Below are 15,602 nucleotides of genomic sequence, written 5' to 3'. Positions count from 1 at the left end.
GTCCCGGTGGTGAGTCGTCGATTAGTCGAAGGCCGTCCGACCGTTCATGTCGCGCGGATTACGCGTCGCAGTGATGCAGCGAGCACAGCAGTTCGCGTGAACGCTGCAGCGCCGCGCGCGCACCGTTGGTCGCGACGACGAATCCCGCCTGACTCAGATTGAAGTCCACCTGCACCATGATCTGGATGAGCGACACCATCGGCAGCACCACTGCCGGGTGATAAAGCTGTCTTTCGATGATCGCTCTCATGGCCCGCCTCCAATCGCATCGGCGTCGCGTATCGGCCGCGGCGCCCATCCAGTACAAGTTTCGATGGAGGGATTGTAGGGAGCGAAGTGTTAGGGATAAATGAGCTAAACGCGAAGATAGTTGTCGATGGAGCAGAACAATCCGGGAACGCCTTGCGGCGCGGGGTTTCGGGGCTTTCCGGCGGGTTGGCGCGGGCTTTTTTCAGCTCGCTTTTTCACGCTGCGCTCAGGCGCTGCGTGGTCGTTCCCGTCGAAAGCGAACGATCATTCGAGCGGTGCAGCGACGAATTCGGGCAGTGCCTCGGCGCGCTTCGAAAACGCGGCGAGCGCGGGGTAACGCGCCGGATCGACGAGATCGGGCAGCATGTAGTGCTGGAAGCGCCACACGACGGCCAGCGTGATGTCCGGCTGCAGCAGGCGCTCGCCGAACAGCCAGCCGTTTCCTTCGCGGCCCGCGATGGCTTTCTCCAGATGATCGTACGCGGCGAACAATTGCGACTGGACGCGATCGATCCACGGCTGATGCTGGCGCTCGACCGGCCGCAGATTCACTTCGTAGACGTTTTGCATCGTCTTTTCGCAGGCGGCGAGCGCGAAGCCGATCAGGCTGAGCGCCTTCATGCGCTCGCCGGTGTCGGCGGGCATCAGACGCTTTTCCGGCGGGCTCAGATGCTCCAGATAGTCGAGGATCAGCGACGAATCGATCAGCATCGTGCCGTCGTCTGTAAAGAAGGTCGGCGCCTTGACCACGGGGTTGATCTTCGCGAACGCGTCGAAATGCCGGAATACCGACACGCTCTGATGTTCGAACGGCAGGCCGAGCACGTTGAGCGAAATGGCGACGCGCCGGACGTAGGGTGAATCCATCATGCCGATCAGCTGCATTCCGCTTTCTCCCGTCGAATGTGATCAGTCGGGATACTGTAGACGAATGGCCATGCGTTGGCGATGGATTTGCCGGACCTCGATGCCCGGCCATGCCTCAAAGCGGCTCGTAGAGCTTTCCGCGTACCAACAACGCGCCGCATAGGCGGCAAACCCAGCGGACTTCGTTTTCCCGCGTGCGCCACAGAAACCTGTAGTGACATTTGTGCATGTCGCCGTCCCCTGTTGCCAATTTTTGTACCGGTCTGATTCTAGGAATTCCGTCTTATCAAGGCCTTAAGGCCATCGCGCAAGACGGGCCCCGGCAGGCGTCGCGCACTATGCCATGCCCGCGGATCGTCGGCAATTAAGGTTTTGTGGCAGAAAGCGCGCGTGCGGCGCCGTGCGAGGAAATCGTGCGGGAGGCCGTGGTGGCGCTGGTGGGATATAGATTCAGGCCAGAGGGGCGTCGGCAGCGGTGGCGTTGTTGTCATCGCGCTGCTGCTTCGAAACCTGAGGAAGCGCCTGGTGCCGGGGACCGGACTCGAACCGGCAAGCTGTTAAGCGGCGGATTTTCGTCACACTACGTCTTTCGACGCCGTCTGCCACATCACAAACACAAGGCAGCAAACGTTCGTGCGCTGGACTATGCCTTCGCCATCGCGATGCGCGTATTGCGCACATCGCCTTAGGCGCCCCCCGTCTAGTCTCTACACCTTCCGCGCCTTCCGCCCTGCATCGGCAGGAAAGGAAAACGGGCTTGGCTCGGCGTTGCCTCGGCCGCAAGACGCGAATTGCGAATCGCAAATCACGCGCGTTCAGGGGTTTCACCGAATTTGAAGGGTTCTGCACCGGCCGTTTCCGGCTGGGCACTCAATGCTTTAAGTCCGCTATGTTTACCAATTTCATCACCCCGGCAGGGCGGACGCGATTCTACCATCGCGCCGCGGCCTGACCAAACCGGCGCGAACCCCAGTTTCGCCGTTCCGCGCCCTACTGCGTGACCCACCGCGCATTCATCGACCCGTCACAAACGTTCCCGATAATCCGCCCGACGAAAACGTTTACAACACCGCGCGCCAACGCTACCGAGCAGCGCGCGGCGCAGGCTAACGGGAACCCAACGATGACGCCCACGATCAAGGATGTCGCCGCTCACGCGGGATTTTCGATCGCGACCGTGTCGCGCGCGATCAACGCCCCGCACACGGTCAACCCGGTGACCCTCGAAAAAGTGCGTCAGTCGATAGACGCCCTCAACTTCCGTCCGAGCCCGCTCGGCCGCCAGCTGCGCGGCGAGCGCTCGCGCCTGATCGGCGTCGTGCTGCCGACGCTCGCCAATCCTGTATTCGCCGAATGTCTGCAAGGCATCGACGAACTGGCGTCCGCGCAAGGCTATCGTCTGATGCTGATGACGACGCAATACGACGCCGACCGCGAGCGCCGCGCGATCGAAACGCTGCGCGAACAGCGCGTCGAAGGCCTGATCCTGACGGTCGCCGATGCCGACACGCACCCATTGCTCGACGACCTCGACCGCGACGGCATGCTGTACGTGCTGATGCACAACGACACGGTGCGCCGCCCGTCCGTATCCGTCGACAATCGCCAGGCCGCCTACGACGGCGTGCGCATGCTGATCGCGCACGGCCATCGCCGGATCCTGATGCTCGCGGGCACGCTCGCCGCGTCGGACCGCGCGCGGCTGCGCCATCTCGGCTACACGCAGGCGATGCAGCAGGCCGGTCTCACGCCCGCGCCCGCGCTCGAAATCGACTTCAACGCGGACGAGCTTGCGCCGTCCGTGCTCAATCATCTGACGACGGGCGCGAATCGCCCGACCGCCCTCTTCTGCTCGAACGATCTGCTCGCGATGGTCGTGATGCGCGGCCTGCGGCGCGCGCGCTTCGAGATGCCAGGCGACATGTCGATTCTCGGCTTCGACGGCCTCGCGATGGGCGAACTGCTGTCGCCGCCGCTCGCCAGCGTCTGCGCGCCGAATCGCGAAATCGGCTGTGCGGCATGGCGGCGGCTGATCGAACGCGTCGACGGCACGCGGCCTTCGGGTTTCGACGACGCGCTGCACGCGCCGTCGCTGTCGCTGACCTTGCCGCACACGCTGCGCGAAGGCGCGACGATCGCCGCAATCTCCGACGCATCGGGCGTCACACCGAACCGCATCGTCCGCACGACCGCGTGACATCGCCACACACGTTTCCAAGCCTCCAACAACCCTTTCCAACCTTCGGGAGACCTGTCGTGACCCGCCGTTCCTCCATCGGTATCGCAGCGTTGCGCGTCGCGCGCGCGGCGCTGGTTGCATCGTCGTTCGCGCTGACGTTCGGCGCCGCGCAAGTCGCGCACGCCGAAGAAACCGCGATCTGCTACAACTGCCCGCCCGAATGGGCCGACTGGGCCAGCCAGATCAAGGCCATCCAGCAGAAGACGGGCGTCCACGTGCCGTTCGACAACAAGAACTCCGGCCAGTCGATCGCGCAGCTGATGGCCGAGCAGAAGAGCCCGGTGGCGGACGTCGTGTATCTCGGCGTGTCGTCGGCGTTCCAGGCGAAGGACAAGGGCGTGATCGCGCCGTACAAGCCCGCGCACTGGAACGACATCCCGTCGAACCTGAAAGACCCGCAAGGCTACTGGTTCGCGATCCATTCGGGCACGCTCGGCTTCTTCGTCAACAAGGACGCGCTCGAAGGGAAGCCCGTGCCGCGCTCGTGGGCCGACCTGCTCAAGCCCGAATACAAAGGCATGATCGGCTACCTCGATCCGTCGAGCGCGTTCGTCGGCTATGCGGGCGCCGTCGCCGTGAACCAGGCGCTGGGCGGCAGCTTCGACAACTTCAAGCCGGGTCTCGACTGGTTCGCGAAGCTGAAGGCCAACCAGCCGATCGTGCCGAAGCAGACGGCCTACGCGCGCGTGCTGTCGGGTGAGATTCCCATCCTGCTCGACTACGACTTCGACGCGTATCGCGCGAAGTACAAGGATCACGCGAACGTCGAATTCGTGATTCCGAAGGAAGGCACGATCGAAGTGCCGTACGTGATGAGTCTCGTGAAGGGCGCGCCGCACGATGCGAACGGCAAGAAGGTGCTCGATTTCGTGCTGTCGGACGAAGGCCAGAAGCTGTGGGCGAACGCGTATCTGCGTCCCGTGCGTTCGAATGCGATGAGCGCCGACGCCGCGTCGAAGTTCCTGCCCGCCAGCGACTACGCGCGCGCCAAGGCCGTCGACTTCGGCAAGATGGCGGAAAAGCAGCAGGCATTCGGCGAGCAGTATCTGCAGGTGATGCATTGAACGACATTACGTTCCCGCTGCGCTGGCGCATCGCGTTGATCGCGCCGGCGCTGGCCGTGTTCATCGCGTTCTGGCTGCTGCCGATGACGGCGCTCGTGCAGGTGAGCGCCGACGGTCATCTGCTGCAGACCTATGGCGCGATGCTCGCGAACGCGCGCTATATGAAGAGCCTGTTCGCCACGGTCGTGCTGTCGGCGGCCGTGACGGCGGCGACGCTCGCGCTGTCCGTGATCTCGGGGCTGCATCTCGCGCGTCAAGAGTTTCCCGGCAAGCGCACGCTGCTCGCGCTGCTGACGTTTCCGCTCGCGTTCCCCGGCGTCGTCGTCGGCTTCATGGTGATCATGCTGGCGGGACGTCAGGGTTTGATCGGCGCGCTGTCGCTGAAGCTCACGGGCGACAAGTGGGTGTTCGCGTATTCGATGACGGGCCTCTTTCTCGGCTATCTGTACTTTTCGATTCCGCGCGTGATCGTCACCGTGATGGCGTCGGCGACCAAGCTCGATGCGTCGCTCGAAGAAGCCGCGCGTTCGCTCGGCGCGTCGCCGTGGCGGATCATGTGCGACATCGTGCTGCCCGCGCTGTCGCCGGGGTTGATCGCGGCGGTCGCCGTGTGTTTCGCGACCGCGATGGGCGCATTCGGCACGGCCTTCACGCTCGCCACCGACATCGACGTGCTGCCGATGACCATCTACACCGAGTTCACGCTCAACGCGAACATGGTGACGGCGGCGGGATTGTCGATCGTGCTCGGCATCGTGACGTGGATCGTGCTGTATGTGGCGCGCAGCGTCAGCGGCTCCGCTGTGGCCGCGACGGCCTAACTCCATGGCGATTGAACATAACCGCATGAACTCCGTTGCTCATTCAACCGACGCGCCCGATCTGCAACGCAGGCGCGCGTTCGCCCTGCCCTCGCTGCGCGCCTCGCTCGCGGCGGGACAATGGCTCGTCACGTTGCTGCTTTGCGCGTTTCTGATCGTGCCCGTCGTGATGTCGATTCTCGCGGGGCTGACGGTCAACTACTTTCAGGGTGTCGCGAGCGGACTCACGCTGCGCTGGCTCGGCGAAGTGTGGACGCAGTATCACGACTCCGTGTTCCTGTCGCTCGAAGTCGCGCTCGCGACGCTCGTCATTACGCTGCTGACGGGCGTGCCTGCGGGCTACGTGCTCGCGCGCAGCGAGACGCGCCTGTCGCGCATCATCGAAGAATTTCTGGTGCTGCCCATCGCGTTGCCGGGTCTTGCATCCGCGCTCGCGCTACTCGTCGTGTATGGCGGCTTCACGATGTTCCGCACGAGCGCCGCGTTTATCGTCGTCGGCCATGTGGTGTTCACGCTACCGTTCATGGTGCGTGCCGTCGCCGCCGTGTGCGCGAGTTCGGGACTGCGTACGCTCGAAGAAGGCGCGGCGAGTCTCGGCGCGGGCTTCTTTCAGCGCTTCGTGACGATCGTGCTGCCGAACGTGCGGCCGGGCATCGTTGCAGGCGCACTGGCTGTCGTCACGCTGTCGATCGGCGAATTCAATCTGACGTGGATGCTGCATACGCCCGAAACGAAGACGCTGCCCGTCGGACTCGCCGATACCTATGCGTCGCTGCGCATCGAGATCGGCAGTGCTTACACGATTCTCTTTTTCATCATGACGATGCCGCTGCTCGTCGCGATGCAATGGCTCGGCGTCGATGCGACGGGCCAGCGCAACGTGAAGCAGAAGAAAGCGCGCGTCGCCGCTGCACCCTCACCTGCACAAGAAGACCAGCCATGAAGCTCGCCTCGATTCCTATCACGCTGACGCGTTGCGCGAAGACGTTTCGCGGCACGCGCGTGCTCGAACCGCTCGATCTGACGATCGGCGCGGGCGAAACGCTGGTGCTGCTCGGGCCGTCGGGCTGCGGCAAGACGACGACGTTGCGGATGATCGCCGGTCTCGAACAGCCGGACGCGGGCGGGCGTGTTGCTTTCGGCGATGAGGATGTCACCGCGCTGCCTATCGAGAAGCGTCAGGTCGGTATGGTGTTTCAGAGCTACGCGCTGTTTCCGAATCTGACCGTGCGCGGCAATATCAACTATGGTTTGAAGATCAAGCGCATTGATGCAGAGGTGGCGCGACAGCGCGTCGACGAATTGCTCGCGATGATGCGGCTTACCGAGCACGCCGATAAACCGATCGATCAGCTTTCCGGCGGACAGCGTCAGCGTGTGGCACTGGCGCGTGCGCTGGCGCCGCAGCCGCGCGTGCTGCTGCTCGACGAGCCGTTGACGGCGCTCGATGCGCGTCTGCGCGATACATTGCGAAGCGAGATGAATGCTTTATTGCGCGAACTCGGTATTACGACGGTTTATGTGACGCACGATCAGGCGGAAGCGATGGAACTCGGCGACCGGATCGTCGTGATGAGTGCTGGGCGGATCGAGCAGATCGGGACGCCAAGGGATATTTATTATCGCCCGGCGAATCGGCAGGTTGCGCAGTTTGTTGGGACGATTAATCGGGTTTCTGGCCAGGCCAAAGATGGCTTGCTTTGTACTACTGGCGGTGCCATTCCTTTGCCTGCGACTCATGCTACTCGAGTTATGCCTCATGGCGATGAGGTGTTTTTTCGGCCTGAAGATGCGTGGCTTGCTGATCCTGAAAGTGCTCAGTTGCGGGGCGTTGTGGATGCTGCTGCGTTTTTGGGTGAGCGCACGCGGCTCACTATTCGCGATGCGGCGCCCGATGTTTTGATCGTCGATGTGCCCGGGCGGGTTGAGTTTGCTCGCGGTATGGCTATCGGGATTTCTGTTGCCAGGGATGGCTTGATTGCTCTGGCGTGAGGTTTTTTGTCTGCGACGCTAGTCGCCATTCCTGGTTTTTTGTATCTTGCTTTTTGATGGCATCCGCGATTTCGTATCCGTACTTCAGGCGTTGCCCCTGTGCGGGGCGGCACCTACTTTTCTTTGCAGCGGCAAAGAAAAGTAGGCAAAAGAAAGCCGCTTTTGAACCTCCGGTGCCGGCCAGGATACCGCTGCGGCATGCCGCAGTTGAGCTATCGCGCAGCAACGTCCGCACTCTGTAGAACGCCCGCAGTTAACCGCGCACGGCGCGAAAACCCACACACAGTCTGGAGCACATAACGCCGCAATCAGACCGACGGCAAACACACGAAAACAAGCACACAAAAACAAGCCGACCGAACGTGCCCCGAGTGGATGTCATCTTTCGTGCCGCGCGCGCCTGACTGCGGGCATTCTACGGAGTGTTGGCGTCGCTGCGCGACCGCTCAAAGACCGTGTACCGTGGCGTTATCCTGACCGGCACCGGAGGTTTGAAGCGGCTTTCTTTTGCCTACTTTTCTTTGCCGCTGCAAAGAAAAGTAGGTGCCGCCCCGCACAGGGGCAACGCTAATAAACCGATACGTCAACGCGGATGCCAGCGCAGCAGCAAAAAGCAAAAACTGGCGACTGCGTCGCAGACATGAAAAAGAGGACACTTCGATGTTAATAGCCCAGATCAGCGATCTCCACATCAAACGCCCGGGCGCGTTGGCGTACCGCCGTGTCGACACGGCACCTTACCTGCAACGCTGCGTAGAGCGCTTAAACGCAACCCAACCCCGACCCGAAGCGGTCGTCATCACCGGCGATCTGGTCGACCAGGGAACCCCAGACCAGTACGAGCACCTGAAAGCCCTGCTAGCGCCGCTAGCAATCCCTTACTACCTGCTAGTCGGCAACCACGACGACCGCGCCAACCTGCGCGCAGCCTTCCCGGAACGCGAAGAACTGCACACGGGCGGCGAGTTCGTGCAATACGCGATCGACATCGGCCCGCTGCACCTGATCGCCCTTGACTCGATGGTCCCGGGCCAGAGCGCCGGCCTGCTCTGCGACGCACGTCTAGCCTGGCTGGAAAAGCAACTCGATAAAGCCCGCAACAAGCCCGTAATCGTCGCGCTGCACCACCCGCCGTTCGTGTCCGGCATCGGACACATGGACGAACTGCGCCTCGACCCGCAGGCCGCGCAAAAGCTCGCAGCATTGCTATCGCGCCACGCGAACATCGAACGCGTGATCTGCGGCCACGTACACCGCCCGATGTTCGTGCGCTTCGGTGGCACGATCGCATCGGCGGTGCCCGCGCCCGCGCATCAGGTCGCGCTCGATCTGCGCGACGACGCGCCGTCCGCGTTCGTGATGGAGCCGCCCGCGTTCGCGCTGCATCGCTACGACAGCGTCAACGGTCTGATCACGCATCACGGCTACGTCGAACAGGCCGACGGCCCCTATCCGTTCTATGAACCGGAAGGCAAGCTGATCGATTGATGGCGCACGAGCGTGCCACAATGGCCGCAGATGCAGCAGCGGCGTCCAGCAAAGTCCGCCCTGCTCCGGTATCATCGGCACGCTCGAATCCTCCCGCCGGCATTGCGCCGGCTGCCGCATCATGTCGACACCCGCTTCCACTCCTGCCGCGTCGGACCGCTCGCTGCGCGGCCTTCTGCTGCTGCTCGCGACCATCGCGGGCGTTTCCGTCGCCAACATCTACTACAACCAGCCGCTGCTCGACGATTTCCGCAAATCGTTTCCGCAAAGCGCATCGTGGATCGGTGTCGTGCCGTCGGTGACACAGCTCGGCTACGCCGCCGGCATGCTGCTGCTCGCGCCACTCGGCGACCGCTTCGACCGTCGCCGGCTGATCCTGCTGCAGATCGCCGGCATGTGCATCGCGCTGCTGTGCGCCGCCGTCGCGCCGAATCTCTCCGTGCTCGTGTTCGCGAGCCTCGCCATCGGCATGCTCGCGACCATCGCGCAACAGGCCGTGCCCTTCTCCGCCGAACTCGCGCCGCCGTCGCAACGCGGCCATGCCGTCGGCACCGTGATGAGCGGGCTGCTGCTCGGCATTCTCCTTGCGCGCACGGCGGCGGGCTTCGTCGGACAGTACCTCGGCTGGCGGGCCGTGTTCGGCGCGTCGATCGTCGCGTTGATCGTGCTCGCCGTCGTCATCCTGTCGAAGCTGCCGCACAGCAAGCCGACCTCGACGCTCGGCTACGGCAAGCTGATCGGCTCGATGTGGCATCTCGTCGTCGAATTGCGCGGTCTGCGCGAAGCATCGCTGACGGGCGCGGCGCTGTTCGCCGGCTTCAGCCTGTTCTGGTCGACGCTCGCACTGCTGCTCGCGGGTGCGCCGTTTCACTACGGGCCGCAAGCGGCAGGTCTGTTCGGCATCGTCGGCGCGGGCGGCGCGATGGCCGCGCCCATCGCGGGCAAGTTCGCCGACAAGCGCGGGCCGCGCGCCATCGTCTCGCTGTCGATCGCGCTGGCGGCGATCTCGTTCGTCGTATTCGCAGTGTCGGGCACGAGCCTCGTCGGACTCGTGATCGGCGTGATCGTGCTCGACATCGGCGTGCAGGCCGCGCAGATCTCGAACCAGTCGCGCATTTATGCGTTGAAGCCGGAAGCGCGCAGCCGCGTGAACACGGTGTTCATGGTCTGCTATTTTATCGGCGGTGCGGCGGGTTCGGCTGTCGGCGCGTTCGTGTGGCCGCTGTTCGGCTGGGTCGGCGTGAGCATCGCCGGTCTGCTGTTCACGCTGCTCGCCGGGCTCAATCACCTGCGCGGACGTCCCGAGCCGCTGAAGGCTTCGGGCGCGTGAGTTGATCGCTTTGATCTACTGCTCGTCCAGACGCGCCTGCGCATATTTGTGCAGCGCGTCGATTACCCGATCGAATTCGAACGACTTGTCGTAGAAGTGCCGCACGCCATATTGCCGGCACCGCTCGCGATACGCGGGCAATGCGTGATTCGTCAGCACGGCGGCGAAGGTCGACTCGATCAAGCCTTCCTTCTGCATATACGCAAGCACCGGTACGCTCGATCCGCCCTTCAGTTGCAGATCGACGATCACGGCATCGAACGCTTCGCCGTCGAGCAGCGCGATCGCTTCATCGGCTGATTCGGCCTGCGCGGCCACCTGCATCACGCCCGACGCATCGATCGCCTCGACGATGCTGCGCCGGATCAGCGGCGAATCCTCGATCAGCAGCACACGCAGCGGCGTGTGGCCGGATTCGTCGTGTGCGGTGGCGGAGGGATTCATCGGGTGCGTTCCATACTCACGAAGCGGCGCATCACTCGATCAAACCATTCTTGATCGCGTAGTACGTGATGTCCGCGTTGTTCGTCATGTGCATTTTTTCGAGCACGCGCGCGCGATACGTGCTGACCGTCTTCACCGACAGATGCAGTTCGTCGGCGATATCGGTCGGAATCTGCCCGGACGCGAGCTTGCAGAAAATCTGGAACTCGCGCTCCGACAACTGTTCATGCGGATGCGAAGCCGCGGGCTTGTCGAGACTGTTCGCGAGCGTATCGGCGATGGCCTCCGACAGATAACGATGCCCGCGCGCAACCGAACGGATCGCGCGCACGATCTCATCAGGCTCGCAGTCCTTGTTCAGATAGCCGTTCGCGCCCGCGCGCAGCAGGTTGATCGCGTACTGGCTCTCCGGATAGCCCGAGAGAATCAGCACGTTCTGCGCGGGACGCATCTGGCGGATCACGCGCAACGTATCGATGCCGTTCTTGTCGGGCATCGCGATGTCGAGCAGCACGACGTCGAACGGCTCGCCGTCCGGCTGCTCGCGCACGAGGCGAATCGTCTCGTCGCCCGTCGCCGCTTCCGCCGCGACGCACATGTCCGGCTCGTCGGCGACGAACTGTCTGAATCCGCCCCGGACGATCGCGTGATCGTCCGCTATCAGCACTCGAATCATCGTTCGTGTCTTGCGCAGTTAGAGAAGAAGAGCGAACGCGCAGCGGCACGGATTGCACATGCCGCCGCCCGCGTCCTCGTGCGTGACAAGCGTTGTGACAAGCGCTTATTCGCGGCCCGTCAGCAGATCGGCCATGTCGTCCGCGTGCTCTTCCTCGACGGCGAGAATCTCTTCGAACATGCGGCGCGTCGTCACGTCGCCATCGCCGAGATAGCGGATGATCTCGCGATACGTATCGATCGCGATGCGCTCCGCGATCAGGTTCTCGCGAATCATGTCGGTCAGGCCGTTGCCTTCCTTGTATTCGGAGTGCGAGCGCGACGTCAGGCTGTTCGGCGCGAAATCGGGCTCGCCGCCCAGCTGCACGATGCGCGCAGCGAGCGTATCCGCGTGCTGCTGCTCTTCATTCGCGTGCTCGAGAAACTCCTGCGCGACGGCTTCCGAATTGATGCCCTTCGCCATGAAGTAATGGCGCTTGTAGCGCAGCACGCAGACCAGTTCGGTCGCGAGCGCGCCGTTCAGCAGCTTCAGCACGGTATCGCGGTCCGCGCCGTAGGTCGACGTGACGGGACCTTCATCCATATCCTTGCGTGCCTGTTGACGGATCCGTTCGAGGTCCATCACGAACTCGCCTTTCGATGACTTCGACATTGACTGACTCCTTGTACCGGTATTGTGGGAAACGCGCACGCTGCCGCCGTCTGTACTGCGCGGCGTGTCGGCGTGCGCCTTGGGGGCGTGATGCCTGCGCTATGTCCGGAACACGCCGAGCAGCAGCGTGACGACGAACACGACCAGAAAGATGTAGAACAGAATCTTCGCTATTTCGGCGGCGCCGGCGGCAATGCCGGTGAAGCCGAACACAGCGGCGATGATCGCGATCACGAAGAACACGAGTGCGTAATGCAGCATGACGACGTTCCTTTCCTGTTTAGGCGATGTGCTGTTGCAGCTCCGTCGAACAGAGCGCTTTCACTTGTGCTCCGATCCGGGTTGCCTTCGAGCGTCGCTAATCGACTATCTTCTTCGTCACGACGAAGCCGAGCACGAGGAAGACGACGCACAGGATCAGGAACACCACGAACAGGAACTTCGCGATAGCCGCCGCGCCTGCCGCAATGCCCGTAAATCCGAGCAGACCCGCGATCACCGCGATCACGGCGAAGAACAACGCCCACTTGAGCATGATGGGAACCTCCCTGGCTAATGTGTGACTGAGGTGTGGCTGAGGTGTGGCGAATGGATCGCTAACCTTCATCGTAGGGAGCAGTTTGCGTACCCGCATTCGGGCGCACGCTGTTTTTCATGTGGGAATCCGCCGACACCCGCTTTCGACCGGCCTTCCACCGCGGCCTTTGCAGCACTCGCGCGAACGCAACGACGCCGCATGACGCTACACTGTCGATGACTTCATGGCATGGAGATGGCAGTGTCAGGTGAAGCCCAAGCAGGCGCCGAAGCACGGCTCACAACCCGGCTGGCGGACTGGATGCACCAGCGCAGTTGGGCGATCGCGATGACGGTCGCGATCGTGATTACGTGCGGCGGCCTCGTCATCCTCGAAACGGCGCGGCAACGTATCGCATCGGAATACGAAGCGGCGCTCGAAGCGCGCAGCGTCAGCATGCAGCTGAGCGAACTCGACCGGCATCTCGCGCAGTTGCAGGCGCATGAAAGCCGCTTTCTTCTGACGAGGAACGACGCGGACGCGCGCGGCTACTGCGCTCGCGCAGCGGATATCCGCCGCAACATCGGCGCGCTCGACACATACTTCCGACGTGCCGCCGACAGCGCGGAAATGGCCAGCTTCACGCAGATTGCCGCGTTGATCGACGCGCGCATCGGCAGCGGCGCACAGACGTTGCAACAGGCTTCGCCGCGTCCGCTCGAACTCGCCGCGTGCGGCGGCGCAGCGCCGAAAACCAGCGCCGATGCGTCGCTCGTGACGAGCACGCTCGCCTTGCTGCGCGACAACGAAGAGCGCCGCGCGCAGCGCGCGCTCGATGCGAGCCGCGCCGATCAACGCGTGTCGACGCTCGTCGCGGCGGGTTTGTCGGCGCTCAACATCGTGCTGTTCATTCTGTTGTTCCGCAACCTGGGCACCCAGATCGACAGCCAGGCGCGCGCGCAAAAGCAGTTGATCACGCAGCAGGAAGAACTCGATCGGCTGGTCAACGAGCGCACGCGGCAACTCGAAGCGCTGGGCTGGCACCTGCAGGCCGTCAGCGAAAACGAAAAGACCCAGCTTGCGCGCGAACTGCACGACGAACTCGGCGCGATTCTCACGGCGAGCAAGATGGATGTCGCGTGGGCGCGGCGCAAGATGCAGGACGCCGATCCCGTCATCGCGGAGAAACTGACGCGCGCGCTCGCGACGCTCGATCAGGGCATCGCGCTCAAGCGCCGCATCATCGAGGACATGCGGCCGACCGTGCTCGCGAACTTCGGCCTCGTCACGGCGCTGCGCACGCTCGGCGACGAAGCCGCGCAACGCAACGGCTGGGCGCTCGACCTGCATCTTCCCGACGACGAACTGCAACTCGACGAACAGACCGAGATCGCGCTCTTTCGTGTCGCGCAGGAATCGCTGACCAACGCGGCGAAGTACGCGCGCGCCACGCAGATCACGATTGCGCTGAGCGCGGGCCACGGCGAAGTGGCGCTGCATATCGCCGATAACGGCATCGGCATCATGCCAGGCGATCTCACGCGCACGCATACGCACGGGCTGATGGGCATGCGCCAGCGCGTCGCCGCGCGCGGCGGACGCTTCGATATCCGGCGCGGCGACCTGCACGGCACCGATATCCACGTCGTGCTGCCCGTGCCGACCGTCGGCGTGACGAAGGAAGCGGAAACGCGCGAACCAGGCGGCGAATCGATCGACAGCGTGCCGGACAGCAGCGTCACGCCCGTCGCGCGTCTGTGATGACGCCGCGTTGCGCCGCGTAGGATTGCGCCGACAAGAAAATCGTCGCGTCTCCGACAGCATCGCGACAACGCGTCTCTTACCATGAAATCAGACCGGATCGGCTGGCGCAATGCCCCGGTCGGACGACAGGGCGCGCACGCCGGGCGATATCGAACACCGCAACAGGGAACCATGCCGGCGCGCGCGAATCGATCGAAGCATACGTCGAATATTCCTTCGAATATTCCTGAAAAGGGAGAAGACTCATGACACGATTCATCGCACTGCTGCTGCTCGCGGGCACGACGCTGCTGGCCGCCTGCAACACGATGGCCGGCGCGGGCCAGGACATCTCGAAGGGCGGCAACGCCATCACCAATTCGGCCGAGAAGCATTCGGACTGATACGGCATCCGTTCAGCCGTTTCGATTCGGTTTCGATCCATCATTGCAAGCCGCCGCGTCACACGCGGCGGCTTTTTTTGCGCCTTGCTTCGCGCGTTGCCGACGCAAAACAGAACGGCGGCTCATTTGCATGAGCCGCCGTGCCGTCCCCCTGCTTCTGCCTGTTATCGCGCCTTGCCGTCCTGATCCGTCATTGCCTCATTGCGTCACTGGCCGTTCAACGTATTCGTCAATTCCAGCGCCGGCTGCGAGGTGTTGCCGCCCTGCGCGACCAGCAGGTGAATCTGGTTCGGCAGCAACTGCGTGAGCGCGCCGCCGATGGGCACCGACGTCACCAGCCAGTCCGCGTTGTTCGCGAGGTCGAACGAACTCGACTGGAAGATCGGCGTCTTGCTGCCCGCCGTCGTGGCGATCAGCACATACGTGCCGCCCGACACATAGACGGAATCCTGACCGCTCGCGGGCACGGCGTTCTTGAACGACACGCCTGCCATCGTCGGGCTCACGCTCGAAATGTTCGTGTTGCCCGGCGGCACCAGGTACAGGTCGAGGTTGGACGAGTTCACCGACGCGTTGAACCCGCGCAAGCGCGCGCTGCCCGACAGCAGCCCCTTGTCGAACGGATCGTCGATCAGGCCGATGTCGGTGCCCGTCGAACCCGGCACGGCGATCACCGTGTATTCATGACCCTTCGCGACGTCCGGAAACGAGCCGCTCGCGAGCGGCGTCGTGCTGCCGGAAGTCGCATACGCAACCGTCGTCGCGCCCGTGTTGATGTTCGCGAAGTTGGTCACCCCCTTGTACGCGATGCTCTTCTGCAATGCGCTGCCGTTGACGAGAAAGTCGACCGTCGGGCCGCTCGGAATCGCGTGCACGAAATGGATCAACGGATTCTGCAACCCGAGTTCCTTGCCCACGTCGTTCGAACTGCCGCCGCACGCCGACACCAGTGCAGCCGCTCCGACGAGCGCCGCCACCGTTCTGATAATTTTCATCTGCCACCTCTCCCTGATTGAGCCCGAAGCCCGTTATGTCATGCGTCCTCGAGGTCGGTCAGCGCTCGATAAACCGGTTTTGCCCGCATCGATTGGACGATTGCGCTCAGCAATCGCTGTGC

The 15,602-nt window shown here is 63.3% G+C and carries 17 protein-coding genes; 9 read left to right on the top strand and 8 right to left on the bottom strand.

Annotated features, from left to right (window positions below):
- Window positions 1-58: 58 nt before the first annotated feature.
- The gene (locus QEN71_RS05575) at window positions 59-250 is read right to left on the bottom strand and encodes a hypothetical protein (protein ID WP_201650067.1); all 192 of its coding nucleotides are present in this window, start codon (window positions 248-250) and stop codon (window positions 59-61) included.
- Between the two features lie 263 nt (window positions 251-513).
- Window positions 514-1,134 carry a glutathione S-transferase family protein gene (locus QEN71_RS05570; protein WP_201650066.1) on the bottom strand — a complete coding sequence of 207 codons (621 nt, stop codon included), beginning with the start codon at window positions 1,132-1,134 and terminating at the stop codon, window positions 514-516.
- 1,105 nt (window positions 1,135-2,239) lie between these two features.
- Between QEN71_RS05570 and QEN71_RS05565 the strand changes: the two genes are divergently transcribed.
- From QEN71_RS05565 to QEN71_RS05535, 7 genes are all read left to right on the top strand, one after another.
- On the top strand, window positions 2,240-3,313 hold the full coding sequence (locus QEN71_RS05565; protein WP_201650065.1) for a LacI family DNA-binding transcriptional regulator: 1,074 nt from the start codon (window positions 2,240-2,242) through the stop codon (window positions 3,311-3,313).
- Between the two features lie 59 nt (window positions 3,314-3,372).
- Window positions 3,373-4,419, top strand: coding sequence for an ABC transporter substrate-binding protein (locus QEN71_RS05560; protein WP_201650064.1), 1,047 nt, complete (start codon window positions 3,373-3,375; stop codon window positions 4,417-4,419).
- A complete protein-coding gene (locus tag QEN71_RS05555; RefSeq protein ID WP_201650063.1) occupies window positions 4,416-5,240 on the top strand; it encodes an ABC transporter permease in 825 nt (274 codons plus the stop codon). The genes QEN71_RS05560 and QEN71_RS05555 overlap by 4 nt, the downstream gene beginning before the upstream one ends.
- 25 nt (window positions 5,241-5,265) lie before the next feature.
- Entirely contained in the window at window positions 5,266-6,183 is a 918-nt protein-coding gene (locus QEN71_RS05550) for an ABC transporter permease (RefSeq protein WP_201650062.1), read from the top strand.
- Window positions 6,180-7,232 carry an ABC transporter ATP-binding protein gene (locus tag QEN71_RS05545; protein WP_201650061.1) on the top strand — a complete coding sequence of 351 codons (1,053 nt, stop codon included), beginning with the start codon at window positions 6,180-6,182 and terminating at the stop codon, window positions 7,230-7,232. Before QEN71_RS05550 ends, QEN71_RS05545 begins: the two co-directional genes overlap by 4 nt.
- Before the next feature lie 660 nt (window positions 7,233-7,892).
- Window positions 7,893-8,720 carry a phosphodiesterase gene (locus QEN71_RS05540; RefSeq protein ID WP_201650060.1) on the top strand — a complete coding sequence of 276 codons (828 nt, stop codon included), beginning with the start codon at window positions 7,893-7,895 and terminating at the stop codon, window positions 8,718-8,720.
- Between the two features lie 121 nt (window positions 8,721-8,841).
- Entirely contained in the window at window positions 8,842-10,050 is a 1,209-nt protein-coding gene (locus QEN71_RS05535; RefSeq protein WP_201650059.1) for an MFS transporter, read from the top strand.
- A gap of 15 nt (window positions 10,051-10,065) precedes the next feature.
- Here the strand turns inward: QEN71_RS05535 and QEN71_RS05530 are convergent, their stop codons facing one another.
- The 5 genes from QEN71_RS05530 to QEN71_RS05510 form a co-directional block, all read right to left on the bottom strand.
- Window positions 10,066-10,494: a response regulator gene (locus QEN71_RS05530; RefSeq protein WP_201650058.1), complete on the bottom strand. Its 429-nt coding sequence runs from the start codon at window positions 10,492-10,494 to the stop codon at window positions 10,066-10,068.
- A gap of 31 nt (window positions 10,495-10,525) precedes the next feature.
- Window positions 10,526-11,170 (bottom strand): response regulator, encoded by a 645-nt coding sequence (locus tag QEN71_RS05525; RefSeq protein ID WP_201650057.1) that lies wholly within the window; start codon window positions 11,168-11,170, stop codon window positions 10,526-10,528.
- Between the two features lie 105 nt (window positions 11,171-11,275).
- A complete protein-coding gene (locus QEN71_RS05520) occupies window positions 11,276-11,821 on the bottom strand; it encodes a ferritin-like domain-containing protein (RefSeq protein WP_201650056.1) in 546 nt (181 codons plus the stop codon).
- 99 nt (window positions 11,822-11,920) lie between these two features.
- Entirely contained in the window at window positions 11,921-12,082 is a 162-nt protein-coding gene (locus QEN71_RS05515; protein WP_012400904.1) for a DUF1328 domain-containing protein, read from the bottom strand.
- A 97-nt stretch (window positions 12,083-12,179) separates the two neighbouring features.
- Window positions 12,180-12,356: a DUF1328 domain-containing protein gene (locus QEN71_RS05510; RefSeq protein ID WP_082427194.1), complete on the bottom strand. Its 177-nt coding sequence runs from the start codon at window positions 12,354-12,356 to the stop codon at window positions 12,180-12,182.
- Between the two features lie 237 nt (window positions 12,357-12,593).
- Between QEN71_RS05510 and QEN71_RS05505 the strand changes: the two genes are divergently transcribed.
- Both QEN71_RS05505 and QEN71_RS05500 read left to right on the top strand, forming a co-directional pair.
- On the top strand, window positions 12,594-14,099 hold the full coding sequence (locus QEN71_RS05505; RefSeq protein WP_233471780.1) for a sensor histidine kinase: 1,506 nt from the start codon (window positions 12,594-12,596) through the stop codon (window positions 14,097-14,099).
- Window positions 14,100-14,347: 248 nt separating this feature from the next.
- Complete coding sequence (locus QEN71_RS05500) at window positions 14,348-14,485, top strand: entericidin A/B family lipoprotein (protein ID WP_054924844.1); 138 nt, start codon at window positions 14,348-14,350, stop codon at window positions 14,483-14,485.
- A gap of 206 nt (window positions 14,486-14,691) precedes the next feature.
- Here the strand turns inward: QEN71_RS05500 and QEN71_RS05495 are convergent, their stop codons facing one another.
- The gene (locus QEN71_RS05495) at window positions 14,692-15,480 is read right to left on the bottom strand and encodes a DUF4397 domain-containing protein (protein WP_201650054.1); all 789 of its coding nucleotides are present in this window, start codon (window positions 15,478-15,480) and stop codon (window positions 14,692-14,694) included.
- Between the last annotated feature and the right edge of the window lie 122 nt (window positions 15,481-15,602).

The sequence above is a fragment of the Paraburkholderia sabiae genome, assembly GCF_030412785.1.
Classification (GTDB): domain Bacteria; phylum Pseudomonadota; class Gammaproteobacteria; order Burkholderiales; family Burkholderiaceae; genus Paraburkholderia; species Paraburkholderia sabiae.
The sequence above is the reverse complement of the archived record's forward strand: the minus strand, read 5'-3'. Positions and strand labels throughout refer to the sequence as shown.